This window comes from Amycolatopsis sp. H20-H5, assembly GCF_035828755.1.
Taxonomy (GTDB): domain Bacteria; phylum Actinomycetota; class Actinomycetes; order Mycobacteriales; family Pseudonocardiaceae; genus Amycolatopsis.
The window spans coordinates 55,836-79,801 of the sequence record NZ_JAYMZS010000006.1 but is presented as its reverse complement, the minus strand read 5'-3'; the positions used below and the strand labels follow the sequence as shown (position 1 = coordinate 79,801).

Below are 23,966 nucleotides of genomic sequence, written 5' to 3'. Positions count from 1 at the left end.
ACCGGCGCCACACCGGTTACCCACCGATCTGGGGACAAACCTGTGGACAGTGTGGATAACACCGGGAATGGGTTATCGCCCCGCGTGACCAATCGGCCTGATCAGCGGCTTGACATCCTCGGGAGGGTGGTCACCCGGCTGAGCGAGTCACTTCCCGTACCGAGCGTGACGCTGCCACTGGGCCGAACGTGAAAGACAGTCCGCTTCCGGAGAACACCGACGGCCTTTCCGGCCGTGACCTGGCGAAGGTCGCGCTCGAAGCGGCCAGGGCCAAGGCGAAAGCGCGCGGCGCCCAGCCCGGGATGCGCCGCGGCAAGGTGACCGGCGGCACCGGTGGCCAGAGCCCGCGACGTCGTCGCTGGTCCGGTCCCGGCGCCGACGCGCGCGACCCGCAGCCCCTCGGCCGGATCGTGTCGAGGCTGTCGGTCGACCGGGGCTGGAACACCAGCCTGGCGAACGGCCGGGTCTTCGGTCAGTGGACCCAGCTGGTCGGCGAGGAGGTCGCCGAGCACGCCCAGCCCGTCGCGCTGAAGGACGGCGAGCTCACCGTCCGGGCCAGTTCCACCGCGTGGGCGACCCAGTTGCGCCTGCTCCAGGGCCAGTTGCTGAAGAAGATCGCGGCCGGTGTCGGGCACGGCGTGGTCAAGCGGATGCGGATACAGGGGCCGACGGCGCCCAGCTGGAAGAAGGGCCCGCGACGGGTCGCCGGGCGCGGCCCGCGTGACACGTACGGCTGACTTCGGCCGGTTCGGCTAGCGCGCGAAGGCGGCTACAGGGTGAGCGCGCCGAGAAGCTGCTTCGCAGCCCTTCGTCACGACAGAAGTCGCCCAGGATCGATTTCGTCCGCCTGTGACGAAATCAGGGGTGTCCTAGCCGCATGTCTGCGGGCGCGGGCAAGTAGACTATTGGTGAGCGAGTGCCCGCTCGGGCGAGACGAGGAGAAAACACGCCGGTGACCGAGAACAAGAGCGAGTACAACGCGTCGTCCATCACCGTGCTCGAAGGCCTCGAAGCGGTCCGCAAGCGTCCCGGTATGTACATCGGTTCCACCGGCGAACGTGGTCTCCACCACCTCGTCCAGGAGGTCGTGGACAACTCGGTCGACGAAGCGATGGCCGGGCACGCCACCAAGGTCGAGGTTACCCTCCTCGCCGACGGCGGGGTGCGCGTCGTCGACGACGGCCGTGGCATCCCGGTCGAGCTGCATCCCAAGGAGCAGAAGCCGACCGTCGAGGTCGTCATGACCATGCTGCACGCGGGCGGCAAGTTCGACAGCGACTCCTACGCCGTCTCCGGCGGCCTGCACGGCGTCGGCATCTCCGTGGTGAACGCGCTGTCGACCACCCTGCTCGCGGAGATCAAGATCGGCGGCCGCAGCTGGCGGCAGGAGTACACGAACTCCGTGCCCGGCGCGCTCGAGGACCTCGGCGAGGCCACCGAAACGGGCACCACCATCACGTTCTGGGCCGACGACACCATCTTCGAGACCACGACGTACAGCTTCGAGACCATCTCGCGCCGGCTCCAGGAGATGGCCTTCCTGAACAAGGGCCTCACGCTTTCGCTGCGCGACGAGCGCGTCGCCGACGAGGAGACCGAGCTCGACGCCGAGGGCAAGCAGGCCAGGATCAAGGAAAAGGTCTACTGCTATCCGGGCGGGCTCGAGGACTTCGTCAAGCACATCAACGGCAGCAAGGACCCGATCCACTCCAACGTCATCTACTTCGAGGCCAAGGGCACCGGCCTCGAGGTCGAGGTGGCCATGCAGTGGAACAACGGGTTCACCCCGTCGGTCTACACGTTCGCCAACACGATCAACACGCACGAGGGCGGCACGCACGAAGAGGGCTTCCGCGCCGCGCTGACCCGTGTCGTCAACGCGTACGCGCGCGAGAAGAAGCTGATCAAGGAGAAGGACGCCAACCTCACCGGTGACGACGTCCGCGAGGGTCTCGCCGCGATCGTCTCGATCAAGCTCGCCGAGCCGCAGTTCGAGGGCCAGACGAAGACCAAGCTGGGCAACAGCGAAGCGAAGACCTTCGTGCAGCAGGCGTCGAACGAGTGGCTCGCCGACTGGTTCGAGCGCAACCCGGCCGAGGCCAAGGTCATCATCAACAAGTCACTCTCCTCGGCGCAGGCCCGGATGGCCGCCCGCAAGGCGCGTGACCTGGTCCGCCGCAAGGGCGCGCTCGACATCGGCGGCCTGCCCGGCAAGCTGAAGGACTGCCGCTCCACCAAGCCGGAGGAGTGCGAGCTCTACATCGTCGAGGGTGACTCGGCTGGCGGCTCGGCCAAGGAGGGCCGGGACTCGATGTACCAGGCGATCCTGCCGATCCGCGGCAAGATCATCAACGTCGAGAAGGCCCGCATCGACCGCGTCCTCAAGAACACCGAGGTCCAGTCGCTGATCACCGCGCTCGGCACCGGCATCCACGACGAGTTCGACCTGTCGAAGCTGCGCTATCACAAGGTCGTTTTGATGGCCGACGCCGACGTCGACGGCCAGCACATCTGCACCCTGCTGCTCACCTTCCTGTTCCGCTTCATGCGGCCGCTGGTCGAGCACGGGCACGTCTTCCTGGCCCGCCCACCGCTGTACAAGATCAAGTGGCCGCGGACCGAGCCGGAGTACGTCTACTCCGACAACGAGCGCGACGCCGTCATCCGCGCGGGTGTCGAGGCGGGCAAGCGGCTCCCCAAGGACGACGCGATCCAGCGCTACAAGGGTCTCGGCGAGATGAACGCCGAGGAGCTGTGGGAGACCACCATGGACCCGGCGCACCGGCTGCTCGGCCAGGTCACCCTGGACGACGCCGCACAGGCCGACGACCTGTTCTCCGTCCTGATGGGCGAAGACGTCGAAGCCCGCCGCTCCTTCATCACGCGAAACGCCAAGGACGTGCGCTTCCTTGATGTGTAACAGCCTTGACGTGTAACAGCCTTGATGTGTAACAGCCTGGACGTGTGATCGTCCCCTGAGCTTCGTCGCCACAGCCCTGTCCACACGAGAAGGACGACATGACGGAAACCTTGCCGCCGGAACACGACCGCGTCGAACCGGTCGACATCCAGCAGGAGATGCAGCGCTCGTACATCGACTACGCGATGAGCGTGATCGTGTCCCGCGCACTGCCGGACGTGCGAGACGGCCTCAAGCCGGTGCACCGCCGGGTGCTGTACGCGATGTACGACTCCGGGTTCCGCCCGGACCGCTCGCACAACAAGTGCTCGCGCGTCGTCGGCGACGTGATGGGCAGCTACCACCCGCACGGTGACTCGTCGATCTACGACGCGCTGGTCCGGCTCGCTCAGCCGTGGGCGATGCGGTACCCGCTGATCGACGGCCAGGGCAACTTCGGCTCGTCGGGCAACGACCCGGCGGCCGCCATGCGGTACACCGAGGCACGCCTCGGACACCTGGCCATGCACATGCTGGCCGACATCGAAGAAGAGACCGTCGACTTCTCCGACAACTACGACGGCCGCACGCAGGAGCCCAACGTACTCCCGTCGCGCTTCCCGAACCTGCTGGTCAACGGCGGGTCCGGGATCGCGGTCGGGATGGCGACCAACATCCCGCCGCACAACCTGCGCGAGGTGTCCGAGGGCGTCACCTGGGCGCTGGAGAACCCCGAGGCCACCGACGACGAGCTGCTCGCCGCGCTGCTGGTGCGGGTCAAGGGCCCGGACTTCCCGACCCGCGGCCTCATCCTCGGCAACTCCGGCATCGAGGACGCGTACCGCACCGGCCGCGGTTCCGTGCGCATGCGCGCGGTCATCGAGGTCGAAGAGGACGCCAAGGGCCGCACGATCCTGGTCGTCACCGAGCTGCCGTACCAGGTCAACCCGGACAACCTGGTCGAGAACATCGCCAACCTCGTCCGCGACGGCAAGCTCACCGGCATCTCCGACATCGCCGACGAGTCCAACAGCCGCAGCGGGCAGCGGATCGTCATCACGATCAAGCGCGACGCCGTCGCCAAGGTCGTGCTGAACAACCTCTACAAGCACACTTCGCTGCAGCAGAACTTCGGCGTCAACATGCTGGCACTGGTCGACGGCGTGCCCCGCACGCTGCGGCTCGACCAGATCGTCCGCCACTACGTCAAGCACCAGATGGACGTCATCGTCCGGCGCACCCGCTTCCGGCTGCGCAAGGCGGAGGAGCGCGCGCACATCTTGCGCGGTCTGGCCAAGGCGCTGGACATGCTCGACGAGGTCATCGCGCTGATCCGGCGTTCGCCCTCGGCCGAAGACGCGCGTCCCGCGCTGATGGAGCTGCTGACGGTCGACGAGATCCAGGCCACCGCGATCCTCGACATGCAGCTGCGGCGCCTCGCCGCGCTGGAGCGGCAGCGGATCCTCGACACCCTGGCCGAGATCGAGCTCGAGATCGCGGATCTCAAGGACATCCTCGAGAAGCCGGAGCGCCAGCGCACGATCATCCGCGACGAGCTCAAGGAGATCGTCGACAAGTACGGCGACGACCGCCGCACGAAGATCATCGCGTTTAACGGTGACGTCACCGACGAGGAACTCATCGCGGTCGAGGACGTCGTCGTCACCATCACCCGCACGGGGTACGCCAAGCGGACGAAAACCGATCTCTACCGTTCGCAGAAACGCGGCGGCAAGGGCGTGCAGGGCGCGACGCTGAAGCAGGACGACATCGTCGAGCACTTCTTCGTCTGCTCCACGCACGACTGGATGCTGTTCTTCACGAACAAGGGCCGGGTCTACCGCGCGAAGGCGTACGACCTGCCGGAGGCGAACCGCAACGCTCGCGGCCAGCACGTGGCGAACCTGCTCGCGTTCCAGCCGGACGAGAAGATCGCCCAGGTCATCGAGATCCCGAACTACGAGGTCGCGCCGTATCTGGTGCTCGCGACCCAGCGTGGCCTGGTCAAGAAGACCAAGCTGACCGACTTCGACTCCAACCGCGCGGGCGGCCTCATCGCCGTCAACCTGCGCGAAGGGGACGAACTCGTCGGCGCGGTCCTCGCGGCCGCCGAGGACGACCTGCTGCTCGTGTCGTCCGATGGCCAGTCCATCCGCTTCCACGCCACCGACGAGGCACTGCGGCCGATGGGCCGCGCCACCTCCGGCGTGCTCGGTATGCGGTTCAACGAGGGTGACGAGCTGCTCGGCATCAGCGTGGTCAAACCGGACAAGTTCCTCCTGGTCGCCACCGACGGCGGGTACGGCAAGCGCACCCCGATCGAGGACTACCCGGTGCAGGGCCGCGGCGGCAAGGGCGTGCTCACCATTCAGCACGACCGGAAACGTGGCAGGCTGGTGGGAGCGCTCATCGTCGACGCCGACGACGAGCTCTACGCCATCACCTCGACGGGTGGGGTTATTCGTACCCCGGCCGGCGACGTGCGCAAGGCGGGACGGCAGACCAAGGGGGTGCGGCTGATGAATCTCGACGAAGGAACAACTCTTCTCGCGGTCGCACGCAACGCGGACGAGCCCTCAGACGTCGCCAGTGCAGAAGGTATTGATGAGGGTGAAGACACCACGGCGTCGGAGTAGTCGCGACGCCACGCAAGGGTAAGGACTGACTCTTCGTGACACCATCCGAGAAGCCCGAAGCGCAAAGCCCGAAAGGCGGCGCGACGGCCGGTTCGGCGAGCCCGCCCTGGCAGCGGGACGGCAAGGACGGCGGTGCGGCCGGCGAGACGGACGCCGGCCGCGGCACCCCCGTCGACCAACTGGCGGCCTCGTCGGTCGCCACGGATGAGGTGGCCCCGGCGGACCACGAGCAGGACGGACGGCGCGTGAGCGACAGGGAGTACCACCCGGGCACGGGCGACTACCCCGCGGTGAGCGGCACCGCCGCGCGCCGCCTGTTCGGCGACTCAGGCGAACCCGAGACCGGCACCCCCCAGGCCGGCGCCGCACCGGCGTCAGCCACCCGGGGGCGCCCCACCCCGACAGCCCTGCGCCGCCCCGGCCGCGGCCCACGCCGGGCCAGCCTGCAGATCAAACGCTTCGACCCGTGGTCAGTGCTCAAACTTTCACTGGTCCTCAGCGTCGCGATGTTCTTCGTCTGGCTCGTCGCCGTCGGCGTCCTCTACACCGTCCTCGACGGCATGGGCGTCTGGGACAAACTGAACGGCACCTACTCGTCGCTCGTCGGCGGCGAAGGCGGCAACGCCAGCGCCGATCCGCTGATCAGCGCGGGCCGGGTCTTCGGCATCGCGGCCATCCTCGGCGCCATCAACATCGTCCTGGTATCCGCGCTGTCCACAGTCAGCGCGTTCATCTACAACGTCTCGGCCGACCTCGCGGGCGGCCTGGAAGTCACGCTCTCGGAGCGTGAGTAACCCGGTTGCAGACCACCGGGAGGCGTCCGGTAATCTTCTGGACGTCAAAGGGCCCATAGCTCAGGCGGTTAGAGCACTTCGCTGATAACGAAGGGGTCCCAGGTTCAAGTCCTGGTGGGCCCACGCAGGTCAAAGGCCGGTTCGCGATGCTCGCGAACCGGCCTTTTTGCTGCCCGGGTGACTAAGTGAGTGACTAAGCCGCAGAATCCCCCTCAGTGCTCTTGAAAATCCGGTCCATCGCTTCCGCGCCGTGCTCGACCACCGGCCGGATTTGGTGGCGGTAGACCAGCTCGGTCACCGCGGTTCCGTTGTGGCCCATCAGGCGCGAGATCTGCTCGATCGGCATCCCATTGTCCGACAGCAGTGATGCGAAGCTGTGACGCAGCTCGCGAGGCGTCCACTCGGCCGGTTCGAGCCCAGCGGCTTGGCAGATCTTGCGGAACGCGCGCCGGACGTTGCGCGCGTCCAGCTCGGTCCCCAAGTTCGACGCGAACACCAACCCGTTCTCCTGCCACCTGTTGCCCGCTACGCGCCGTGCGAACTCTTGCTTGACCTTCTGCACCCTGAGTGCCTCCACACAGCGCTGAGGGAGCGCCAGGGACCGCCGAGACTTCCGGGTCTTGGTGTCCCCGCCCTCTCGTACGGACCGCCACACCATGATGTGAGGCGGAATCGGCGGGTCCGCGTCAGGACTGCCCACCAGATCGACGTGCGACCAGGCAAGCGGCCTGAGTTCCTCGGTCCTGGCACCCAGCAGCAGGGACAGCACGACGTACGCCCAAAGCTGGGTTCGCTCGGATGCCGCCAAGACAGCCTCTGCCTGCTCGAAGGTCAACGCTTTCGACGGCCGTCCCTCTTGCCCTTGAGGAAGCTCGCACAGCACCATCACGTTCCGCTTGACCTTCTCCCGCGCCTGGGCTCGCGCGATGGCGCGGATAGGGATCGATCGGACTTCTCGGAGAGTTCGCGTTGCGAGGATCTCGGCCTTCTCTGCCAACCATTTGTCACCCTCATCTGCGGTGAGCGCCGGAAGCTTCCGTGCTCCGAGTGAGGGAATGACGTGCTTCTCAGCCAAGGTGGTCAGCTTGTCGATCGTGCGCTGTGAGCGACCGGGAAGCCCGTACTTGAGCCAGTCCCTAATAGCGTGCTCAACCGTGAAGTTCTTAGCCTCGGCCGGGGTGCCGTCTTCCAGGTCACGGATGATCTCACGCAGCTTCTTTTGAGCCTCGGTCTTGGTCTTGCCGCGACCTCTGCGCACGATCCGTTTCCCGGCCGCCGAATAGCCCACTGTGGCCTCGGCCGTCCATCGCTGCCGGGACTCGTCCCAGAACAACCCGCCGTCTCCGCGGCTACGCCGTGCGGTCATAGCAGACCCCTTCCGATTCGGTGATGAGTAGATCGACGTACTGCTGGATTGCTTGGGCGGGAATGAGCCGCGCCCGGCCTTGCGTCACGGATCGCAGACGGCCCGCGCGCAGTAGCTCGTAGATGACCGAGCGGCTCATCGAGAGCAGCCGCATAGCTTCCGGGATGCGGTAGAGGTGCCGTTCTGGCACTGCGAGCGGCATGAGCGTTGCGTCCATCGCGGGTGTCCCTTGGTGTCGTGCTGCGGGCCGGGGGCGGTGACGAACATGTGGCGGTTCCTTTCGGTCGGCGGGTGACACCCGGCGAGGGATGTCACCCGGCTGTCACTCGTGTTTGTGCAGTTCAACGGCTTGGGGTGACAAGGTGACAGCGGTGACAGCGGGAGGGGTGTCCCTGCTGTCACCCGGGCCGGGGGTGACAGGGGATTCGGGGTGTCACTCCGTTGTCACTCCCGTTTTGCCTGGTCGCAGGGTTGGAGTGACAGGGGTGACAGCGGTGACAGGCAGGGGTGTCCCTGCTGTCACTCGGGGACGACGCTGTAGGTGCCGTCTTTGGTGACGTGCAGCTGTCCCTTTTCGGCCATGCGCTTGCAGGTCACGCGCGCGGTGTTCGGGACCAGGTCGAGCGCTTCGGCGATCCGGGCGGGCTTGAGCGGCCCGTGTTCGCCGAGCAGGCGAAGGATGTCCGCGCGGCCGTCGCTCACGAGGTGTTGGCTCGCAGGCCCGTCGAGCTTGGTCCAGGCACCGGAGGTGGCGTCGAAACTCATGGCGTAGTCGGCTTCCTCGACATCGCGCCCGGTGACGTGCAGGACCCCGTCAGCCTGTCCGCGCCCGCGCTCGAGAACGAGGATCGCGTCCATCGCGCCGGTCAGGCCGTTGGTGCCGGACACGGTGGACTGGAAGTCGTCCGCGCCTTGTTTGCGGACGTGGTGGATGAGCAGGAACGGCACGCCGTAGTGGTCGGCGAGGGTCTTGAACCGCGCGGCGGCGGCGTAGTCCGAGGTATAGGCGGACCCGCCGGTGGTGTCGCTGCCGCGCATCTTCTCGAAGGTGTCGATGATGACCAGCCGCGCGCCGGAATTCTCCTCCAACCACTCGATCAGCACGGCGTCACCGCCCGCGGTCATCGTCGGGCAGGACGTTTCCAGGGTGAGCAGCGGCGCTGCCCGGCCACCGGCGGCGAGCATCTGCCGACGACGGCGCTGCAACCGGCGGCCGGTGTCCTCCAGTGCGCAGTACAGCACCGGACCGCGCTCGACCTCGATCGCGTTGAGGGCCGGGTCGCCGTTGGCGATCGCCGCGCCGATACCGAGGCTCATCCATGACTTGCCCAGCTTCGGCGCACCGGCCAGCACGTTGATTCCCTCGCACAGCAGGCCGGGCACGGCCCACCTCGGTTCCGGGAAATGCTCGGTCATCAGTTCCGCGTCGGTCCACCGGGTTCGGCGGGCGGGTGCGGTCGGTACGGCGGCCAGCGGCCGGGCAGTGGCGGTCATGGGTGAGGCTCCTAGCGTCGGGTGCTCAGGCGATCCGGCGGGGCCGGTTCGCCCCGGCCGCCAGGCCGGAGGTGATCGTGGTGGCGGCTTCGCGGGCGGTGAACTGGCGTGTGCCGATGTGCCGCCCGGCGGCGGTCATCAGCGCGGCCCGTACCTCGTCTTCGCTGAGCGCGCCCCCGGCAACGAGCTGTCCCAGGGCGAGCGCGGCGGCGTAGAGGACGGCGTTGCGGTTGGTGTGGGCGTCGGCGACCTTCCCGGCTTCGGCGATGACCGCGGCGTCGAGATACCGCGACCGGCGCCCGTATGCCGGCCGAATTGGCAGCACCGGAGCGGCGGGTGGTTCGGCCGGGGTAAGGCGTCGAGTGAGCCAGCCGGGAAGCACGGCGATCGGCCCGTCGTGCAGGTACTCGTACCGGCCATCTGCGGTTGTGCTGCCCGGTGCCACGACGTACGCGCCCCATGCGCGCGTGTCGATTTTCCAGCCGAGACCGTTGCCGCGCTCACCTTCGGTCTTGCGTAGCACCACACCCGCCGGGACGGCGTAGTACAGGTGCAGTCCCCCGGAGGGGGTCCGTACGGTCAGGGTGTCGCCGGGCAGCGACTCCCCGGCCTCGTCGGCGAGCACGGCAAGAACGTCTTCGCCGCTGTGTGCGCCGACCGCAGCCCACCGTTCCGGCACGGTCTCGCCGGGTTTGAGCCGGTCGAGGTCGAGCACGCACAGTCCGGCCGGGCCGGTGGCCAACCCGATGTTGTACGGCGCGTGCGCCCACGCTGCCTGGATCTTGTCTGTCGCGAGGGTGGCGCGGGCCTCCCACTTGACGTGCCCGGTCGCGCACCGGCCGGTGCCGGGACAGTCGTCCTCGTTGTGTCCGGCGGGCTTCTTGCTGCCCGGTCGGAGCGGGAAGACGTACCAGCCGCGGGCGGCGGCGTTGAGCGCGGCGTCGAGGCGGGTGCGGGTGTCCATCAGCTGCGCACCTCTCCGCCGGTGAGGTCCTCAAGCTCGGTGACGGCGTCGGCGAGGATCGCGGCGTGGTCGAACGCGATCTCGTCGGGCTTGCGGTGCAACCAGGTCAGCGGGACCCACGCGGCGACGCGGGCGTCGTCTCCGGCGGTCGGCTTGACCATGGCGGGCAGCACGGTGAAGAACGCGACGGTGACGTACCGGCCGCGCGGGTCGCGGTCGGGGCGGTCGTAGATGTCGAGCTGTCGCAGGTCGGTCACTCGCAGTCCGGTTTCCTCGGTCAGTTCCCGCTCGGCGGCCTGAAGGAACGTCTCTCCGGTGTCGACGTGCCCGCCGGGGAGGGCCCACCGGCCCTCGAACGGGTTCCATCGGCGCTGAATCATCAGCACGTACCAGGCGTCGGCTTTGCGGGTGAACGCGATGACGTCGGCGGTGAGGCGGGCCGACTCTGGGGTGGGGTGGTCGGTAGTCATCAAACGGTTCCTCTCGGCTGGCGGTGTGGGTGTCACGTCCCCGCTGTGAGCAGGTGCGGGGCGGTGCTAGCGGCGGGGCGTGCCGAACTGAATGCCGACCTGGAACGCGACGCGGTCATTGCCGCTGGCGACGTTGGTGACGGTGGTGTTGCCGTTTTCGTCGGTGGTGGTGATCGAGTCGCCGTCGGCGTAGTGCGTGGTCGCCTTACCGGCGGCCACTTGCGCTCGGGCGTTGGCGGCGGCGGCCTTGGCCCGTTCGATGGTGCGGCGGGTCTTCTCGTCGAGGCCAGCGTCACCGGCCTCGCGCAGGCCGGTGGTCGACACGGTGTTTCCGTTCATCACGACGGTGGCTCCGTTGACCACGGCGGCTTGGATCCCGACGGTTGCCCCGGGCTCGGCGTAGTTGACGTTGCTGATCCCGGGCCAGTCCTGGCGATTGACTTGCGACTGCTTCCGCGGCGGCGGATTTCCGGTGCTCGGGTCCTCGGTCGACGTCCGCGGCGCGGACTCCCGCTGTCGCTTGCGCTCGTTGGCCTGTGCGAACGCGTCCATGATCTGTTCCGCGGCGGACTTGGGTGCGGCGTCGGCGGGCTGCTCCGGTGTCGGATTGTTGGTAGCCATCGGGGTGTCCTTTCTGGACTGAGTGTTCGATTTGGGGCGCTCGGTGTCGCTTGCTGGGTCGGGCCAGCTGTCGGCCGTGGCGTCCTGGTCGGTGCCGGGCCAGCCGCCGGGGCTGTCGTGGTCTGCTGTCGGCCAGCTGCTCGCGTTATCGGGGGTTGTCACGTCCCCCTGTGCCTTGGGGGCGAGCCGGTTGCGGGTTCCGGCGGCGGCCTGTTCGACCTCGCCGAGGCGGCGCATCATGGCGGTGTGCCAGTCACCGCGCCCGGTCCGCTCGAACTCGGGTCGTAGTTCGTCGAGCCGGTGGCGTGCTTCGGTCGTGTCTGCGGTGGTGAAGTCGTTGCAGGGGGCGAGTTTCCACTCGTATCCCTCGTCGTCGACCTGCTCATACAGAGCGTGCGCGAACACGCTGCCGGACACCGGCCGGTCGTCGTGGAAGGCACCGCCGTGGTCGATGCCGATGACGTTCTCGTCCTGGGTCCACATCCAATTGCCCCCGTGCCGGTCGTGGTTGGCCATGACGTGGTCAGCGAGACCGAGCAACCGGCCTTGGTTGCGGTCGAGAAAGTCCGGATCGACGACCTTGTCTGCGTCGATGAACGTGTTGCCGGTGTAGCCCTGGATGTACTCGATGTGCAGCTCGGTCTCCCCGGTCCGCTCCACCGCGGCGCAGGGCAGTCCCAGCGCGGCGAGCACCGCCGCTCCCAGTTCCTCGGCGTCGGTCGCGGCGACCGGGTCGGTGGTGTTCGCGCCTTCGCCCAGCGCGGCGGCGTTCTTGTAGACCAGCTTCGTGCCATCCGCGTAGGTCAGGAGCTTCGCTCCGGCGCTCTGCCCACCCAGGTTCTTGATCTCGACCGGGTCGCCGTCCGGCACCATCGACGGCGGCCGGGTGGTGCACTCGGCGGGCCGGGTGGCCGCGACGGCGGCGCGGGCGTCGAGCACCCGCTGCTCTAGCGCGGCCACCGCGTCCGGATCACCGGCGGTGTCGGCGTTGGTCAAGGCGCGGCAGGCTCGCGACAGGCGTTGTCGGGCGGTCTGATTCGCGCGGGTGTGGCTGAAACCGCCGCCGGTGCAGCGCCGCCCACCCTCGCCGAGGGCCCGGCACATCACCGTGCCTCCGTTCCACAGTGGCCCAGCACCGCGGCCATCGCGTCCCGCTCCGCCGGGCCGATCGTGAGGTGGTACGTCGACTTCACGGCGACCCACTGAGCGACGTACCCGCACCGATCCTTGCCGGGCAGCCACTTCGCGGGATCCTGGTCGCCCTTGGACCGGTTGGACTTCGCCGTGACGGCGACCAGCACGGCCGGATCGTTGGCGTAGTGCTCCCGCTGAGCGCGGGTCCACTCGCGACTGCCGGAACGGGCGACCTCGGCGAGCGGCACCATGTGGTCGATGTCGATCGCCTTGGGGTCGGTCACGGTCACCCCGTCGTAGCGAGACACCCACGTGCCGCCGGTGACCGTGCACCGCGCGCGGGTCGTGACGCCTTTCCCTTGGCGCTTCAGGGTGTCCTCGCGGGCGTCGCACTGTCCGGAACGGATCGACCAGTGCGGCCAGTCGTCACGGTTGTAGTGCGCCCCGGTGTCTTCCGGCTTCACGGCCAGCCCGTGAAGCGCGCGGACCGCGGCCTGCACGTCGGTGGTACTGCCGCCCGCGGCCGGGCTGGCTGTCGAGCTCGGGACGTTGCAGGCGGCGGTGGTCAGGGCGAGCGCGGCCAGCGCGGCGGCGATCAGGATGCGGGTGGTCATCGACATGACTCCTTGTCGGCAGGGGATGGCGGGACGGGGGATTACTTGGCCTTCTTGATCGCCTTGCAGACCGGGCAGGAGACGCCGGTGAAGATCAGGCGTTCGCTGTTGCCCGACTCGAACACGAGCCCGCACAAGGTGGTGACCTTGCCGTTCCACCAGGACTTGGTGCCGTCGTGAATCAGTGCCTTCGCCATCTCGCGGACCTCTCGGTTGGTTACTTTGTGTGGCTGTTTTGGGCATGGGGGTACCGTCACGACCACTCGGCGCGAGTGCCGTGGGGCGGGTTAGATCGGCGGTTAGGCCGCGAAAACCGGGTTAGGTTCCTAACCTGACCGGCTAGATCGTCGGCAAGTCGCTGGCCAGCGACGAGTTAGATCGGTTAGGTGGTTAGGTCGGTCCCGCGTGGCGCGGAATTCACTCCGAAACGAGGGTGTTTCGGTGGCGCGGGATCGACCTAACTCGGTCAGTCGTCGGCGTCGAGGTCCGTGGTCGCCTGCCGGGCGAGAGCTTCACGGATTGTGACCGGATCGACCAGGTAGCGGTTCTGCGAGCTCGGGACCTTCACGCCGATCTTGGCGAGATCGGCGACCAGTTTCGTTCCGGTGAGCCCCCGGTACGGCGGCCAGGTCGGAGCGAGCGCGGAGAGCAGCGGTGCGACCTTCGCCGCGCCGATCGCGTCCTCGCCGAGGACCTCGTCAAGGTCGTCGAGCAGGTCCCGCGCCGCCTCGATCGCCGGGGCGGCCTTGGTGCCGCCGGGCAGTGCGCCGCGCTCGGTCACCGCGGTCATCGCACGATCGATGATCGGGGTGACCTGGTCGTTGTCGGACGCGACGTTGAGGAAGTAGACTTGCACGATGTCCGACCGTTCCCCGGACAGTCCCTTGCAGACCGCGGTTCCCTTGTCAGTGCCGGGAATCAGCTCGGTCGCGCGGTGTCCGGCGGCGTAGGCACCCTGTCCGAGAAGCCCGTCGTTGGCGACGTGGTCACCCACGGCGAACGCGATGCCGTTGGAACAGTTGCGTGTCACGTCCCTAGGCATGGAGTCCTTCGTAGGGGCCTGAGTGGACACGATCAGGTGGATGGCGCGCTTGCGTCCCAACCGGACAATGTCGACGAGCAGCTTCGCGATTTCCTTGCCGTACACCGGGTGCTGAATCGCGACGTGCGCCTCTTCCAGTAGGCACACCAGCGGGTGCAGACCGACGTTCTTGCTCGCGAATTCCCTGGTGACAGAGGGAATCTCGAACTTGACCAGCAGTTCACCACGCGCCTGCACCTCGGCGTGCAGCGCCTGCAAGTCATCGAGGATCTCGGCGATCTTCTCATCCTCGGCACCCATGACGTAGCGGGAGCAGCGCGGCGCGAACACCTCGAAGTCGAAGTTCGCGTCCGGCACCCAGATCCGCAGTTCCGCGGTCGGGTCGAGCGCGGCACCGGCCATGATGACCCGCGCCGCCGACGACTTCCCCTGACCAGGCATGCCACCGCAGATGGTGTTGCGTTCCATCAGCGGCGCGTCGATCGGCTGTCCTCGCAGGGTTTTCCCGAACGGAACGCCCTTGAACACGTCCACCACGCCGTCGTCGAGCAGCGGATACTCTCCCGCGCCCTCGGCGAGCGCGCCCTTGTCAGCAACCCAGATGTCCAAGATCCCTGCCTCACTTCCGGTGGTCGGCCACACTTCCTTGGCCAGCCGGTGCAAGCCGGTGGCCAGGTCCCCGCGACGGCGGGCGATCTTCTCGGCGGTCACCCCCGCAGGCAGACGCACCACGGCGTGCGTGCCGCGCCCGTCGATCCGCGCCGGGGTGAGGAACTGCAACGGCAATCCCTGCTTGAGGTAGGCGGTGATCTGCGGAATGCGCAGCGCGTTGAGCGCCGCGGCGATCGTCGTCTCGTCGATCGAGGCGTCGATCCCGCCGTCAGACGACGTGGCCAGCCACCCCGGAGACCGGCCGTGCTTGCGACCTTCACGCCACGCCCCCAGCAGCAGGCCGGTGCTCACGACGTACGGCGCGGACACGATGAACGGGGTCCAGGTCCACGCGATGGCGGTGAACACCCACTTGAGCGCGTCCATCACGCCGCCGACGACCGCGGTGAACGCACCCGCGCCGGACAGCTGGACGAACAGCCCGAGCAGCAGGACCAGCACGACGCACACCGCGAGGGTGAGCAGACCGGTCTTGACCAGCCGCCATACCAGCGTCGGCATGTCCATCAGCCGCTGGTGCCGACGTTCTTTTGCCTGCTCCTTGCGGTCGGTCCACTCCGCGACCGCCACCCGGTCGCCCAGGGCTTCAGCCGCTTTGATCTGACGCTGGTAGATGCCCATGGTCGAGGCGTCCCACGCCTTCGCCCGCCACGACGCGATGCCCTGCACCACGGTCAGGCCGTGGTTCAGCACGACCTTGGTGCGGTCGTGGGTCGCTACCGACTTGGTGACCCGGGCAACGGTGACGACGTCGTGCTTGTACGCGTCGTAGCGGGCCAGGGCGCGGGCTTTCTGCGAGGTGCGCCGCTGGTATTCCTCGTCCGAGATCAGCTCGCCCTCGATCACCTCGCCGTCGTCGGCGCGGGCGTTGAGGTGGTGAACGGTGGCCAGTTCGGCACCGCGCGTGTTGTCGGTCGTGTCCACGGTCGGGGTCCTTTCCGGTGGTGATCAGCGGTTGGCGCGGTAGTCGTCTCGCAGCTGCCGGGCGCGGGCGGCGGAGCAGTGGAGGGTCTTGCGGATCGACACCGCCGACGTCGGGTCCATCGCGCCGGACGGGTCGAGCAACGCGGCCTGGAAGTCGGTCCACAGCTGGTCGAACGACCGCGTTTTCGGTGTCCGCACCCGGTCGGGGTTGGGGGTCGACTCCCGCAGGTCAGGAGCAGAGTCGAGGGTCGCGACCGCCCCGGAGTCGCCTGCCGGGTCGAGGGTGGACGGGCCGGGCCGGTCCTGGGTGGCCAGCCACGCCGCGGCTTCCTCGGCGAGCTGCTCGGCGATCCGGTCCGCCGGATCGACCGGCGAGCGGGACTCGACGGCTTCGGTGAGCCGTCCGCGACGGTCCAGGACGTAGCGACCGGCGGCGAACACGAGCGTGGCCGTGCCGGTCGCGTCGATCTCGGCGACCGCGTGCCGCACCGCGGCGACCTGGATGCGTGAGGTCTTGCGCAGCACCCGGCGATCGATCCGGGAGGCGGCACGCTCGGTCGCCGATCGGCGCGGCGCGGCGACGGCGAGCTGATGAGCGATCACCCCGGCGACCGACGCGACACCCATGACCACCGCAGCGTCGATGCCCCGGTCGAGGCCGTGCAGGACGTTGAGGCCGAACGCGACCCCGGCGAAGGTCCACACCCCGGTCTGCAACGCCCACACCGGCCGATCCGGGCTGGACTTGCGAGTGACCTGCACCGCCAGCGCGAACGCCCACATGCCCAGCTCCGAGAGCACCGGCAAGACCGCGCCGGTGGCGTTGCCGTAGACGGCGAACCCGTAGGCCGCCATCGACGGAACCGCCATCACACCCGACGCGACCGCCAGCAGGTAGATCGGCAGGTCCACCCTGTGCGCGGACAACCACGCCCCGAGCTTGACCCGCTGAGCGGTCCGCCGGGTGCGGCGGGCGTCGCGGCTCGCGGTCCGCTTGGTGTCGGCGGTGTCGCGGTCGGTCCGCTGGTCGGCGAGATAGGCACCGCGTTCGCGGATCCGGCGCTCGGTGGCGGCCTCGGCGTCGAACCGGGCCTGTTCGGCGTCGACGACCTTGTTCGCACGTCGTTCCTCTGCCCAGCTCATGCGCCCTCCCTCGTTTCGTCTTGCTCGATCCGCCCGGCCGGGGCGGTGCTGATCAGGAGCCGCTGTGCGGCGGCCTTGTCGTGCAACGTGACCTGGTCGCGGTGCTCGCGGTACTCGTGCAGCGCCCACCGGGCACCCACCACGGCCGAGACCAGCGCGAACCAGTGCGTCACGGTGACCGCGAGAACCGCGGGCCCGGTTATGCCGGCAATCTCGGCGAGGTGCCACGTCGCCCACGTCACGGCCTGCTCGGTGCGGGTCCGCTTCTCACTGGTGACGTTCATGAGGTGCTCCCTTCCGTTGCGGGGTAGGCAAAGTAGTGGTTGATCGGGTGTTGCGGCGGGCGGGTGGCCTGGCGGGTGGCGTAGCTGTCCACCCGGTGCATGACCCCTTCCAGCACCCGAGCGATCAGCACGAGCGGGATACGGACCAGGTGCAGGATCAGGAACAGCGCGACCGCCCCGGCGAACTTGAGCAGCGCGGCCGTGCCGTAGCGCTGCAACACGTCGAAGGTGGACATCAGCGCTGCCCCCGTTTCGGCGGGGTGAGCGCCTTGTCCCACTCGGCCATCTCCGGGGCGGTGGCGGTCACGCCGACCTTCCCGGCGTGGATCGTGGCCGCGGTCAGTGCCAGCGAGGCGTGCACCTGTGCGGCGAGGAGGTACTCGTAGGAGTCGGCGTAGATCAAGCCCTCGGCGTTCGTGCATTCCCGCAGCAGCATCACGGCGGCGCGGTAGTGCATCGGTCCTGTGGTCATGGTCAGCACACCTCTCCAGTGACGGGCTTGACGTCGGTCGGCTCGGTGTCGTCGGCGAGGTACAGGAACCGGAACAGCGTCTGTCGCAGCTCGACCAGGTCCAGGCCGGTGACCATCGGGTAGCCGCGGCGGGCCAGCACGTCGGCCACGTCGAGCAGCAGGCCAAAGGTGAACCGCGGGTCGTTGTCCGGGGCGGGCAGCGGGTAGGTCCGGGGCACGGTCATCGCGTCTGTCCCTTCCGGGGGCTGGCGGTCTTCGGGGTCTGGCGGGTGGGGCGAAGCAGGCGGGCGTGGTCGGTGGTGACGGACTCGTGCAGCGCCCACGACGGTTCGGTGCGCGAGTGCGCCGGGCGAGCGGTCGGCGTGGCGCTCATGCCGCCGCCTCAAGGTCGAGGTCGAAGCAGGCCCAGCACTGGTGGGTCGAGGTCGGCACGCGGTAGGTCTGCTCTTCGGTGCAGGTCACGCACACCCGGAGCGCGCGGCGCGCGGACACCAGAGACAGCACCTGCAACGGGGACCGGGGAACGCTCGGTGCGGCCAGGTCGCGCCAGAACAGCTCGCTGACGGTCTCGCGGCTGTAGGGCCTGTGGTGGCGGAACACCAGCAACGCCGCCGGGTCCTGGCGATTGCGACACAGTCCCTCGGCGTGCAGCTGCTTGGTGGTCAGCAGCATCTCGGGAGCTTCGTTCCACCCGAAGACCGCCAGTCCATCGCGGAACCCGCGGCACTCGACGATGTGGTGGGTGTGGCCGTCGAACAGGGTGGTGGTCTGCAACTTGACCTTGCGGGGGTTCATCGGACTTCACCCCGTGGCGTGGTCGGTGCCGCGCCGTTCTGTGGGCTTAACATGGTGGACCTTCCTGTTGTCGTCGCTTACGGGTGGCGAGGGAGTGACCCGGTCCGGTGGGGCTGTTCCTGGCGGGATGGGACCGCCGGGCCGGGGCGGCGCTACAAACCGCAGATGACGAAGTTGACGAACGCGGTCTTCCCGGCAGGGTTGTCGCGTCCCAGCACGGCCCGGACCCGGGCGGCGATCTCGGGAGTCGTCTTGCCCTCGCTGTGCCAGCTGGCAATCGCCTTCACCGCGGCGGCGGCGAGCACTGGGCGGACGTTGAGCTTCTCGGCGGCGGCGTTGATCAGAACCTCGGAAAACTGGCTGTACTTCACGGAAGATCCCTTCGAAGGTGTGGTGCGGTGGCGGTTTCGGCTGGACGGGGCTAGCGGGTGCTTGCTCGCACGGCCAGCCATGCGGTGGTCAGGGAGGCGAACACGCCGACCAGGCGGTGAGCGGCCTGGTCGAGCTCCATCAGCGCGGTACCGGGCCCGGACTCGTCGACCACGCCTTCGCGACGTTGCACCGTGGCGTGGTCGAGGTAGCCGCCCTTGCCGAACGTGCGGGCCGCGGACTTGAGCGGCTCGCGCCGATCGATCACGTAGTGCGTGACCGCGTTGATGGCCGCCCCCGCGGCCAGCGCCCGCAGCGGCATCCGGTAGCCCAGCACCCGGGTCACCATGACTGCCGCGCCGACCTGACCGGCTGTGTAGGTCGCGACGTGGCGGGCGCAGTGCTTCGCGCCGTCCCTGCCGGGCTGTCCCTTGCCGATCGCGTCAGCGGAGCTCTGCACCCACTGGTCACACACCGGGTGGACGTCAGCGAACGTGGCTTGCAGCGCGGCGAACAACGCCAGCCCGCGAACCGTGCGGCCGTGGTTTGCCATCACGCGGCCTCGCTGCCCGTGGTGTCCGTGACCAGCAGGTGACGCGCCGCCGCGGTCTTGCCCTGCACCTGCATTCCGGCGACCGACCAGTGCGCGTTGACCAGAGCGCGGCGGCCGGTTCGGCGACGCGAACGGGTGGCCCGGACCTGGTCGGTGAAGTCGTAGAGGAACGCGTCACGAGCGGCGATCTCGTCGGCGGTCAGGTCGATCTCGACCGACTCGGCCAGCTCGTAGAGCGAGTCCAGGTCCCCGTCCCGCTCGATCTCGGCAAGCTCCCAGCTCTTCGCCGCGTCGTCCTGAACAGCGGAAACGTCCTCGGAGTTGAAGCCATCGAACGCGGCTTCGGCGGTGTGGCGGGTGATGTGTGCGGACCTCATTGGGTCTTCCTCTCGGTCGTTAAGAAGGGGTGACGGACGGGCCTAGTTGGACAAGCCATCGACGAACGTCACGAAGCCGCTGACCGCGCTCACCAGGAAGTTCGCCGAGTCGACCGGGTGCTTCACGACGATCACGAGCACCACGGCGACGACCAAGGTGAAGATGAGCTTCGGGAGCAGGCCACTGCCGGTCTTCAGGCCTGGGATCTGGGTCTTCGCCATCGGTATCACCCTGTCTTTGTCGGTTTGAGGGTTTGTGCGCAAACCCGATGAGAGGAACGTACATGGTCACGAACTCAGAGCGCAAGGGGGTTTGCGCACAAACTTACAAAGTGGCCTATGATGAGCACATGGAGCCTCGAAGGACCGCAGCGCATCAGCCGATCGCGCTACAGATCGCGGACGATCTCCGCATCAAGATTGAGACAGGTGCCCTCAGGTCGGGCGACTCGCTGCCGACGCTGCAAGAGCTCACGAAGATGTACAGCTGCTCGTCGACGTCAGCCCGGGGTGCCATCGCTCTGCTCAAGCAGCAGGGGTTGGTCATCGGCGGGCGCGGCCTCCCGCCGACCGTGCGTCCGCCAGCGCGTCGGGTTGAACGGAGCTCGGCCCGACATCAGGCTGAAAAGGACCTGACGCGTGAGCCGGAAGAGGTTCGGCGGAACCATGGTCTTGCCGAGGACGATATGGGTTCGTCGCTGGACGGCTTTGAGTTTGAAACCAATTACGCCATGGTTGCCGCCGACGCCGACCTTGCGGACGCGTTTCGTGTTCAAGAGGGAACGGCGCTTCTGCGTCGCGATTTTAAGCACCGCGACAAGCAAACGCGTTCGTTGGATGCCTCGTCAATATCGTGGCTTCTTCATGATGTGATCAGCAAGAACCCGAAGATATCCGATCCGGAATACGCTGCTTGGCCCGGTGGAACGATGCACCAGCTGTACACGGTCGGTATCGAGGTTGACAAGGTCGTCGACTACGTCACTTCGGCTATGCCAACGACTGTGGAATTGCAGACATGGAACCTGGCGACAGGTACGCCCCTGCTTTTGGTTCGCCGAATATCTATTGATACGACTGACAGGGTTGTTGAAGTAAGTGACGCCCAGTACCCCGCAGACCGGACGATGCTCACCTTTGAAACTCAACTGAAGCGATGGGACGAAAACAAATGACTCGCCGAATCTCGATCATCACTGCGGCCTACGCGCCGCTTGCCGAATACTTTGCCGAGACGGTCAAAAGCGTAGTCGGGCAAGAGTTGCCCGACGGGTGGGATTTGGAATGGCTAGTACAGGAGGACGGCGAGGTCCCGGGACTGGCGGGTACCGTCGCGGGCTTTCCTCAGATCTCCTACGCAGCGAACCGGGCGCACACTGGCATTGCGGCCACCCGCAATCTTGCCCTCACGAGGGCCACGGGAGACGTGGTGCAGGTTCTAGACCACGATGACGTCCTGCTTCCCGGTGCGCTCTTGCAGCTGCTCCCGCACTTTGACAAACCGTCAGTTCACTGGATAGTCGGCCAGGCAGATGACTTGCTTTCAGACGGTTCTCGGCGTGCCTACGAGTCCGCGCTGCCATTCGGCCCTGTACCGGCGGGAAGTGTCAACACCTGGGCAATGGAACACGGTGGGAACTGGCCGATTCATTGCGCGGGCCTGCTGTTGCGAACGCACCTCGTTCGTGCTTTTGGCGGTTGGGGTGGCGCGCCCGTCGATGATGACATCATTATGTTCGCTGCGCTTTCTGAGTGCGTCGACGGATTCAATGATCCGGCCACTACGTGGCTGTATCGAATTCACGAACGGCAGACACACAAAAGTGCGACGTGGCGCGAACGCAGCAATGACGGTCGCCGAATTGCACTTCAGCGGGTAGAGGCAATTCGGGCCATTGGGCTAAAGACAAGCGTCGACCTGTCGGCGGTCGAGGTGCCAAAGCCTATTCAGGTTGGCCCGGCGGCTAAGGATGACTCCGGTTTGCCGTGGTGGAAAACCGATCATTCCTAGGATGTTTCCGCTAGGTGCGCGGGCGCGGTCGAATTGCTGTTACCAAGACGGTTGCGGCGATCGCAAGTAGTAAGCTGAATCCGAAACCCCAACCTAGCCCTACGCCGACTACGAACCCGCCGACCGCGAATAGGAGAGGAAGAATCCACCGCCGACGCGGTGACAGCTGCTGAATGACCACATACTGTGGCGGTCGACGAAACGATGACATGTAGGAGCACCCCTCTTGCGTTCGTAGTCGTTCAACCTGCACATTAGACGAGTCCGGTTGCTTTGGGGAGGAAAATCTATGAGTGGACGGCCAGAAGTCAACGGCGGTGCCTACGAGTCGGGGGGATGGGATGCGGGCGAAGACTTCGTTCCGTGGACGCCTGGCGACGCGCCCGTCAGCGATGAGTTCGCCGGGATGGAAGCGCACTACGGGGGCGCGTCTGATGGACGTGCTCGGCTGGCCGAGGCGGCAGAGGAGAGCAAGGGACGCGTCGAAGTCACTCGGCGCGGCGACGACGCTCCGGTCGACAAGCCGCGGCGCTGGTGGACTGAGGACGTCCCCCGCCGGATAGAGCAAGGCGATCGAGTGACGAATCGGATGTCTGCTGGCGGCTCGATCGTGCGCACCGTTCCGGCTGGCACCGAAGGCCGGGTGACTGCAACGCGCTCGGGAATGTTCGGTGGAGACTTCGCCACTGTGGAGTTCACCAACGGCTACGTCGAGGAAGTGCGGGCCGCCGATCTCCACCGGGAAACCGGGTGGTTCTGACTTGCGGGTGACATGGGGGACCTGTCCAAGCTGTCACACCTGTCACTCTGTCACTCAACCTGCGCTTACCTGGGGAAATGCGAGTGACAGGGGAGTGACACCAGGAGTGACGGGGCTCGTCCCACACTCTCTCTATGTCACAGGTGTAACTACGGCTGAAACAGGTCGATGCCCCCTGTTCCAGCTGATCTTCGTCGTCGAACTTCAGGCCGGACCCGCTCCGAGCAGCTCTCGACGTGACGGAGCCGGAACCCCCCTCCCACGGGCAACGAGAAGGGCCTCCAGGTTGAACTTCAACCTGGAGGCCCTTCTCGTTGCTCAGTAGATCAGCAGGATGCGAGTCCAGTAGGACGGACGCGAGCGTCAAAGCCGTCGATTACGACGAAGTCTCCAACGTCCGGTTTCGGCCAGTCGGGGGTGAATCCGCCCGCCTTGTGCACAGCGGACCGTGTGATCAGCAGGGCACGCTCAAGCGCTGCTGTGTCAGTATCGGCATCCACCGCAGTTGAGACGTGAACCTTGCCCGTCGCCAGTTCAGCAGCGATGTCCGGGTCCACGGCACCTGGTTCGTCTAACAGGGCGTCCATCAGGCTTAGGAAGTGCTCTTCAAGGTCCCCAGATTCAGCCTTGACCTGGAAGCCCAGTTCGATCCAGTAGCGGGTCACTGTCCATCCCCCTTCCAGCAGGTTGCTCGTTTCAACTGCCCCTTAGCGTTGCGCACGTAGTTAGGATCTGACGGTGTGATGTGGATGACCTTTATGTGCTTCAGCTCGCAAGAGCAGTAGCACTTGTAGTACCGACCTCGCTCCACTCGCCACCCGTCACTCTCGAGAGCCTTAACCAGCTCTTCAACGTCCGCCTTCTTCCCGCCCAACGGGCCACCTTCCGTCACTTGCTTTCGGCGGTAAGTCGGGCAAGGTGTAGGGTTTCGTTTCAAGTATGCCCTAGTTCACCCGATCGGGTGTATCGATAGTGTGAATTCTTCGGCAGTATCCGCAACGGAGCGTATCAGTGCTGACACTCTATGTAGTTGGAGTCAAGCTGGACGTCCAGCACACCATGTGATGCACGCCCATGTACACCTCTAGACTGCTACGACTTGCGCATTGCTCGCTCTGCGAGGTAGGCGATGCCCGGTAGGGGAACGCGCTCGCGTTGAGCGACTGCTGCTGGTGATCGTGCGGAGGCAGTAGCGGCGTGGCGGAGTGACCCAAGGGTCTGGTCTCGGCTTTCATCCCTGTCACTCAACCGGCTCTGACCTGCATAGATTGGTATGACAGGAGAGTGACGCTGGGGGTGACAGGGATCTCCCCACGCTCTCTATGTGGCACAGGTGTACCCCCCTGCCTCAGCCGTCCTTCGTCGGTGGCCTGGGAGACCAACCGGGTGACAATCGACAGAAGCCTGCGCGGACTCGGGTGGACTTCCACGGACGCCGCGGCCGAGGTCACGGTGTGTTGCTGCTGGTCTACGCAGCCTGAATTTGGCCTGATAACGAAGGGGTCCCAGGTTCAAGTCCTGGTGGGCCCACCCTTCAGCCCGCTCGTGTTCGCGGAAAGCGCGAACACGAGC

The 23,966-nt window shown here is 66.9% G+C and carries 28 protein-coding genes and 1 tRNA gene; 8 read left to right on the top strand and 21 right to left on the bottom strand.

What is annotated here, in order from left to right:
• Nucleotides 1–188 precede the first annotated feature (188 nt).
• The 5 genes from QMK34_RS04850 (at nt 189) to QMK34_RS04830 (ending at nt 6,452) form a co-directional block, all read left to right on the top strand.
• Complete coding sequence (locus QMK34_RS04850; RefSeq protein ID WP_326411936.1) at nt 189–737, top strand: DciA family protein; 549 nt, start codon at nt 189–191, stop codon at nt 735–737.
• Between the two features lie 215 nt (nt 738–952).
• Nucleotides 953–2,920, top strand: a complete 1,968-nt coding sequence (gyrB, locus tag QMK34_RS04845) for a DNA topoisomerase (ATP-hydrolyzing) subunit B (protein ID WP_326411933.1) — start codon at nt 953–955, stop codon at nt 2,918–2,920.
• A 98-nt stretch (nt 2,921–3,018) separates the two neighbouring features.
• The gene (gene gyrA, locus QMK34_RS04840) at nt 3,019–5,535 is read left to right on the top strand and encodes a DNA gyrase subunit A (protein ID WP_326411930.1); all 2,517 of its coding nucleotides are present in this window, start codon (nt 3,019–3,021) and stop codon (nt 5,533–5,535) included.
• Nucleotides 5,536–5,570: 35 nt separating this feature from the next.
• Nucleotides 5,571–6,329 carry a DUF3566 domain-containing protein gene (locus QMK34_RS04835; protein ID WP_326411927.1) on the top strand — a complete coding sequence of 253 codons (759 nt, stop codon included), beginning with the start codon at nt 5,571–5,573 and terminating at the stop codon, nt 6,327–6,329.
• 49 nt (nt 6,330–6,378) lie between these two features.
• Nucleotides 6,379–6,452: transfer RNA gene (locus tag QMK34_RS04830), tRNA-Ile, on the top strand.
• A gap of 70 nt (nt 6,453–6,522) precedes the next feature.
• Here QMK34_RS04830 and QMK34_RS04825 read toward each other — a convergent pair.
• The 20 genes from QMK34_RS04825 to QMK34_RS04730 all read right to left on the bottom strand — a co-directional run bounded on the left by QMK34_RS04825 (nt 6,523) and on the right by QMK34_RS04730 (nt 19,845).
• A complete protein-coding gene (locus tag QMK34_RS04825) occupies nt 6,523–7,662 on the bottom strand; it encodes a tyrosine-type recombinase/integrase (protein ID WP_326411925.1) in 1,140 nt (379 codons plus the stop codon).
• Between the two features lie 16 nt (nt 7,663–7,678).
• The gene (locus QMK34_RS04820; protein WP_326411922.1) at nt 7,679–7,912 is read right to left on the bottom strand and encodes a helix-turn-helix domain-containing protein; all 234 of its coding nucleotides are present in this window, start codon (nt 7,910–7,912) and stop codon (nt 7,679–7,681) included.
• A gap of 302 nt (nt 7,913–8,214) precedes the next feature.
• Nucleotides 8,215–9,189: an AAA family ATPase gene (locus QMK34_RS04815; RefSeq protein WP_326411918.1), complete on the bottom strand. Its 975-nt coding sequence runs from the start codon at nt 9,187–9,189 to the stop codon at nt 8,215–8,217.
• A gap of 25 nt (nt 9,190–9,214) precedes the next feature.
• Nucleotides 9,215–10,153 carry a bifunctional DNA primase/polymerase gene (locus tag QMK34_RS04810; RefSeq protein WP_326411915.1) on the bottom strand — a complete coding sequence of 313 codons (939 nt, stop codon included), beginning with the start codon at nt 10,151–10,153 and terminating at the stop codon, nt 9,215–9,217.
• Nucleotides 10,153–10,623, bottom strand: coding sequence for an NUDIX hydrolase (locus QMK34_RS04805; protein WP_326411912.1), 471 nt, complete (start codon nt 10,621–10,623; stop codon nt 10,153–10,155). The genes QMK34_RS04810 and QMK34_RS04805 overlap by 1 nt, the downstream gene beginning before the upstream one ends.
• 66 nt (nt 10,624–10,689) lie before the next feature.
• Nucleotides 10,690–12,240, bottom strand: a complete 1,551-nt coding sequence (locus tag QMK34_RS04800; protein ID WP_326411910.1) for a hypothetical protein — start codon at nt 12,238–12,240, stop codon at nt 10,690–10,692.
• Nucleotides 12,241–12,347: 107 nt separating this feature from the next.
• Complete coding sequence (locus QMK34_RS04795; RefSeq protein ID WP_326411907.1) at nt 12,348–12,992, bottom strand: HNH endonuclease family protein; 645 nt, start codon at nt 12,990–12,992, stop codon at nt 12,348–12,350.
• A gap of 41 nt (nt 12,993–13,033) precedes the next feature.
• Nucleotides 13,034–13,189, bottom strand: a complete 156-nt coding sequence (locus tag QMK34_RS04790; RefSeq protein ID WP_326411905.1) for a hypothetical protein — start codon at nt 13,187–13,189, stop codon at nt 13,034–13,036.
• Between the two features lie 269 nt (nt 13,190–13,458).
• Nucleotides 13,459–15,630, bottom strand: a complete 2,172-nt coding sequence (locus tag QMK34_RS04785; RefSeq protein WP_326411902.1) for a cell division protein FtsK — start codon at nt 15,628–15,630, stop codon at nt 13,459–13,461.
• A 24-nt stretch (nt 15,631–15,654) separates the two neighbouring features.
• Entirely contained in the window at nt 15,655–16,773 is a 1,119-nt protein-coding gene (locus QMK34_RS04780) for a hypothetical protein (RefSeq protein ID WP_326411900.1), read from the bottom strand.
• On the bottom strand, nt 16,770–17,057 hold the full coding sequence (locus QMK34_RS04775) for a hypothetical protein (RefSeq protein WP_326411897.1): 288 nt from the start codon (nt 17,055–17,057) through the stop codon (nt 16,770–16,772). Before QMK34_RS04775 ends, QMK34_RS04780 begins: the two co-directional genes overlap by 4 nt.
• On the bottom strand, nt 17,054–17,293 hold the full coding sequence (locus tag QMK34_RS04770) for a hypothetical protein (protein ID WP_326411894.1): 240 nt from the start codon (nt 17,291–17,293) through the stop codon (nt 17,054–17,056). Before QMK34_RS04770 ends, QMK34_RS04775 begins: the two co-directional genes overlap by 4 nt.
• Nucleotides 17,293–17,529, bottom strand: a complete 237-nt coding sequence (locus tag QMK34_RS04765; protein ID WP_326411892.1) for a hypothetical protein — start codon at nt 17,527–17,529, stop codon at nt 17,293–17,295. Before QMK34_RS04765 ends, QMK34_RS04770 begins: the two co-directional genes overlap by 1 nt.
• A 2-nt stretch (nt 17,530–17,531) precedes the next feature.
• Nucleotides 17,532–17,753, bottom strand: a complete 222-nt coding sequence (locus tag QMK34_RS04760) for a hypothetical protein (protein ID WP_326411889.1) — start codon at nt 17,751–17,753, stop codon at nt 17,532–17,534.
• Entirely contained in the window at nt 17,750–17,902 is a 153-nt protein-coding gene (locus QMK34_RS04755) for a hypothetical protein (protein WP_326411886.1), read from the bottom strand. Before QMK34_RS04755 ends, QMK34_RS04760 begins: the two co-directional genes overlap by 4 nt.
• Nucleotides 17,899–18,324 (bottom strand): RRQRL motif-containing zinc-binding protein, encoded by a 426-nt coding sequence (locus QMK34_RS04750; RefSeq protein ID WP_326411883.1) that lies wholly within the window; start codon nt 18,322–18,324, stop codon nt 17,899–17,901. Before QMK34_RS04750 ends, QMK34_RS04755 begins: the two co-directional genes overlap by 4 nt.
• Nucleotides 18,325–18,476: 152 nt before the next feature.
• The gene (locus QMK34_RS04745; RefSeq protein WP_326411880.1) at nt 18,477–18,695 is read right to left on the bottom strand and encodes a hypothetical protein; all 219 of its coding nucleotides are present in this window, start codon (nt 18,693–18,695) and stop codon (nt 18,477–18,479) included.
• A gap of 50 nt (nt 18,696–18,745) precedes the next feature.
• Complete coding sequence (locus QMK34_RS04740; protein ID WP_326411877.1) at nt 18,746–19,246, bottom strand: hypothetical protein; 501 nt, start codon at nt 19,244–19,246, stop codon at nt 18,746–18,748.
• A complete protein-coding gene (locus QMK34_RS04735; protein ID WP_326411874.1) occupies nt 19,246–19,623 on the bottom strand; it encodes a hypothetical protein in 378 nt (125 codons plus the stop codon). The genes QMK34_RS04740 and QMK34_RS04735 overlap by 1 nt, the downstream gene beginning before the upstream one ends.
• A 42-nt stretch (nt 19,624–19,665) precedes the next feature.
• On the bottom strand, nt 19,666–19,845 hold the full coding sequence (locus QMK34_RS04730) for a hypothetical protein (RefSeq protein WP_326411871.1): 180 nt from the start codon (nt 19,843–19,845) through the stop codon (nt 19,666–19,668).
• 110 nt (nt 19,846–19,955) lie between these two features.
• Here QMK34_RS04730 and QMK34_RS04725 point away from each other — a divergent pair, with 110 nt between their 5' ends.
• The 3 genes from QMK34_RS04725 to QMK34_RS04715 all read left to right on the top strand — a co-directional run bounded on the left by QMK34_RS04725 (nt 19,956) and on the right by QMK34_RS04715 (nt 22,394).
• A complete protein-coding gene (locus tag QMK34_RS04725; RefSeq protein ID WP_326411868.1) occupies nt 19,956–20,798 on the top strand; it encodes a GntR family transcriptional regulator in 843 nt (280 codons plus the stop codon).
• Entirely contained in the window at nt 20,795–21,634 is an 840-nt protein-coding gene (locus QMK34_RS04720) for a glycosyltransferase (protein WP_326411866.1), read from the top strand. The genes QMK34_RS04725 and QMK34_RS04720 overlap by 4 nt, the downstream gene beginning before the upstream one ends.
• 289 nt (nt 21,635–21,923) lie before the next feature.
• The gene (locus QMK34_RS04715; RefSeq protein WP_326411864.1) at nt 21,924–22,394 is read left to right on the top strand and encodes a hypothetical protein; all 471 of its coding nucleotides are present in this window, start codon (nt 21,924–21,926) and stop codon (nt 22,392–22,394) included.
• A gap of 326 nt (nt 22,395–22,720) precedes the next feature.
• Here the strand turns inward: QMK34_RS04715 and QMK34_RS04710 are convergent, their stop codons facing one another.
• A complete protein-coding gene (locus QMK34_RS04710; protein WP_326411863.1) occupies nt 22,721–23,059 on the bottom strand; it encodes a hypothetical protein in 339 nt (112 codons plus the stop codon).
• Between the last annotated feature and the right edge of the window lie 907 nt (nt 23,060–23,966).